This is a genomic window from Dankookia rubra (genome assembly GCF_004355005.1).
Taxonomy (GTDB): domain Bacteria; phylum Pseudomonadota; class Alphaproteobacteria; order Acetobacterales; family Acetobacteraceae; genus Paracraurococcus; species Paracraurococcus ruber_A.
In genome coordinates this window covers 1-3,820 of the sequence record NZ_SMSJ01000203.1, presented here as the reverse complement: position 1 = coordinate 3,820, position 3,820 = coordinate 1, and the positions used below count along the sequence as shown (strand labels likewise).

The following is a 3,820-nucleotide window of genomic DNA, read 5'->3' as shown; positions in this document are numbered from 1 at the left end:
GCCGCACGGCGGGCGCTGGCTGCTGCTGCGGGAGCCCGGGGCGGTGGCCGCCCCGGTGGCGGCCCTGGCCGGCGCCATCTGGGACCAGCGGTTCCGGCTTTCGGCCGCCGGCCGGCCCGGCTGCAGCCTGGGCGCGCTGGGCGGGGAGGCCGCGCGGCTGCGGCCGCTGGCGCCCGGCCTGCCCGCCGCAATTGTTGCGGCCCTGCCGGCCATCCGCCACCACGCCGCGCTGGTCGCGGTGCCATTCCTCGGCTATCCTGACCGGCAAAGCTGCGCGGCCTTTCCAGTCGTGTTCGCCCCGGGCGCTGGTGACATCGCCGGGGGGGCCGATTGGCGGGGTCCTGTTGCCCATTAACTGCCGGGACTCGCTCCCTATATCAAAGATCGGCAGGATCGCGGGCATGACGCCCAAGGGTTCATGGCCCGTTGCGGGGCCATGGCGGAAACGGGATGTGAATCGGTGAACAATTTCGGCCGCAATCTGGCGCTTTGGGTCATCGTGGCGCTGCTGCTCGTCGCGCTCTTCAACCTGTTCCAGCCCAGTGGCTCGGCGCAGCGCGGCGCCCAGCAGGTCGCCTATTCCGACTTCCTCAACGAAGTCGGGGCCGGGCATGTTCGCGATGTGGTGATACAGGGTCGTACCGTCAGCGGCCAGCTTTCGGACGGCCGCACCTTCCAGACCTATACCCCCGAAGACCCCGCCCTGGTCAGCAAGCTGACCGAGAAGGGAGTCCGCGTCGTGGCGCGGCCCGAGGAAAGCGACGTCAACCCGCTCTTCCACTACCTGCTGTCCTGGTTCCCGATGCTGTTGCTGATCGGCGTCTGGGTCTTCTTCATGCGGCAGATGCAGTCGGGCGGCGGCCGTGCCATGGGCTTCGGCAAGTCGAAGGCCAAGCTGCTCACGGAAAAGCAGGGCCGCGTCACCTTCGAGGACGTCGCCGGCATCGAGGAAGCCAAGTCCGAGCTCGAGGAGATCGTGGAATTCCTGCGCGATCCGCAGAAGTTCCAGCGGCTCGGCGGCAAGATCCCGAAGGGCTGCCTGCTGGTCGGCCCGCCGGGCACCGGCAAGACCCTGCTGGCGCGCTCCATCGCCGGCGAGGCGAACGTGCCCTTCTTCACCATCTCCGGCTCCGACTTCGTCGAGATGTTCGTCGGCGTCGGCGCATCGCGTGTCAGGGACATGTTCGAGCAGGGCAAGAAGAACGCCCCCTGCATCATCTTCATCGACGAGATCGACGCGGTGGGCCGCCACCGCGGCGCGGGCCTCGGCGGCGGCAACGACGAGCGGGAGCAGACCCTCAACCAGATGCTGGTCGAGATGGACGGCTTCGAGTCGAACGAGGGCGTCATCATCATCGCCGCGACCAACCGGCCGGACGTGCTGGACCCGGCGCTGCTGCGCCCCGGCCGCTTCGACCGCCAGGTGGTGGTGCCGAACCCCGACGTGATGGGCCGGGAGAAGATCCTCCGCGTCCACATGCGGAAAGTGCCGCTGGCCTCGGACGTGGACCCGAAGACCATCGCCCGCGGCACGCCCGGCTTCTCCGGCGCGGACCTCGCCAACCTGGTGAACGAGGCGGCGCTCCTGGCCGCCCGCACCGGCCGCCGCACCGTCGGCATGCACGAGTTCGAGCAGGCCAAGGACAAGGTCATGATGGGCGCCGAGCGGCGTTCGCTGGTGATGTCCGAGGACGAGAAGCGGATGACCGCCTATCACGAGGCGGGCCATGCCCTCTGCGCGATGAAGCTGCCGGAATGCGACCCGGTGCACAAGGCGACGATCATCCCGCGGGGACGGGCGCTGGGCCTGGTGATGTCGCTGCCGGAAGGCGACCGCTATTCCAAGCACAAGTCGAAGCTGCTGGCCGAGTTGGCCATGGCGATGGGCGGCCGGGTCGCCGAGGAGCTGATCTTCGGCTCCGACAAGGTGTCGAACGGCGCGTCCGGCGACATCAAGATGGCGACCAACCAGACCCGGATGATGGTCACGGAATGGGGCATGTCCGACAAGCTCGGCATGATCGCCTATGGCGAGAACAGCCAGGAGGTCTTCCTGGGCCATAGCGTCACCCAGTCGAAGAACCTGTCCGAGGAGACGGCGCGGCAGATCGACAGCGAGATCCGCCGCATCATCGACGAGGCCTATGCGCGGTCGAAGCAGCTGCTCAGCGAGAACATCGACGAGCTGCACCTGCTGGCCAAGGGGCTGCTGGAGCACGAGACGCTGTCGGGCGACGAGATCAAGCAGATCATCCGCGGCGAGCCGATCGTGCGGAACCGGCCGGACGAGCCGGTGCCGCAGGGCCGCGGCAGCGTCCCGACCAGCGGCCGGGCCCCGCGCCCGACCCCGGGCGGGCTGAACCCGGGGCCGGCGCCCGCCACCTAGGGCGCGCCGTGGGCGACAGGTTTATCGAGCCGCTGGGCCTCATCGAGGGCCCGGCGGCTTTTTTTGCGGCCCGCGACGGGTTGGCCCTGCCGCTGCAGGGCGGCCACCTGGCCTTTTGCCTGGTGCGGCTGATCGAGGCCGGCGCCGACCGCGGCATCCACCCGGCGCAGGCGATCCCCGAGGACTGGCACGACCTGCTGCCGGCGCTGACCCGCCGTCCCCCGCCCTTCGCCGGGATCGAGCCGCCGGAGCCCGGCCGCCCCCTGGTCATGGGCATCGTCAACCTCACCCCCGACAGCTTCTCCGGCGACGGGCTGGGGACGGATGCCGCCGCCGCGGTCGCCCGCGGCCATGCCATGCTGGAAGCCGGGGCCGATATCCTCGACATCGGCGGCGAGAGCACCCGGCCGGGCGCCGCCCCCGTCTCGCCCGGGGAGGAGATCCGCCGCATCCTTCCGGTGGTCCGCGACCTCGCCCGCGCCGCGCCCGTCTCGGTCGATACCCGGCATGCCGCCACCATGGCGGCGGCGCTGGAGGCCGGGGCGGAGATCGTCAACGACGTCACCGCGCTGCGCCACGACGGCGCCGCGCCGCAGGTGGTCGCCGCCGCCGCCGCGCCGGTGGTGCTGATGCACATGCCCGGCACCGAGCCCCGCACCATGCAGGCCAAGGCCCGCTACGCCGACGTGGTGCTGGAGGTCGCCCGCTTCCTGCGCGACCGGGTCGAGGCGCTGGAACGCCTCGGCATCCCGCGCGGGCGCATCGCCATCGATCCCGGCATCGGCTTCGGCAAGACCATGGAACACAACCTGGCCCTGCTGGAACGGCTGCCGATCCTGGCCGGGCTCGGCTGCCACCTGCTGGTCGGGCTGTCGCGCAAGCGCTTCCTCGGCCGCATCGCCGGCCTGCCGGAGGCCGCGGCGCGCATGGTGCCGAGCGTCGCCGGCGCGGTCTTCGCCGCCAGCCGCGGCGCCGCCATCCTGCGGGTGCACGACGTGGCGGAAACGGTGCAGGCGCTGGCCACCTGGCGCGCCGCGGCCAGCGGCGCGGCGCCCGATGACCGCACGGGTTGATGGACCGCGGGCGCGCACTTCGCTACTTCATGCCCTGACCTGAAGCAGATCGCCGCGGGGCGGAAACGCCCGGGGGCGTCGGCCTGCTCGGCAGACACCAGGCTTGCGAGGCCTGCCGGATCTCCGGTTCGGCAGGTCTCGCCCGCCGCGCATTGGGGCCGCCATGACCGTACCTCCCCGTCGCCTCTTCGGCACCGATGGCATCCGTGGCACCGCCAACAAGGCGCCCATGGATGCCGCGACCGCGCTCCGCCTCGGCCAGGCGGCCGGGCGCTTCTTCAACCGCGGCACCCATCGCCACCGCGTCGTCATCGGCAAGGACACCCGCATCTCGGGCTACATGCTGGAGCCGGCGCTGACC

Annotated in this window: 2 protein-coding genes and 2 pseudogenes; all 4 read left to right on the top strand. The window is 71.2% G+C overall.

Annotation, left to right across the window (positions count from 1 at the left end; all coding sequences use genetic code 11):
- A pseudogene (locus E2C06_RS38275) lies at positions 1-355 on the top strand (hypothetical protein); the annotation flags it as partial.
- Positions 356-460: 105 nt separating this feature from the next.
- A complete protein-coding gene (gene ftsH / locus E2C06_RS35765; protein WP_133293291.1) occupies positions 461-2,386 on the top strand; it encodes an ATP-dependent zinc metalloprotease FtsH in 1,926 nt (641 codons plus the stop codon).
- Between the two features lie 8 nt (positions 2,387-2,394).
- The gene (gene folP, locus E2C06_RS35760; protein WP_133293290.1) at positions 2,395-3,459 is read left to right on the top strand and encodes a dihydropteroate synthase; all 1,065 of its coding nucleotides are present in this window, start codon (positions 2,395-2,397) and stop codon (positions 3,457-3,459) included.
- 163 nt (positions 3,460-3,622) lie between these two features.
- A pseudogene (locus E2C06_RS35755) lies at positions 3,623-3,820 on the top strand (phosphoglucosamine mutase); the annotation flags it as partial.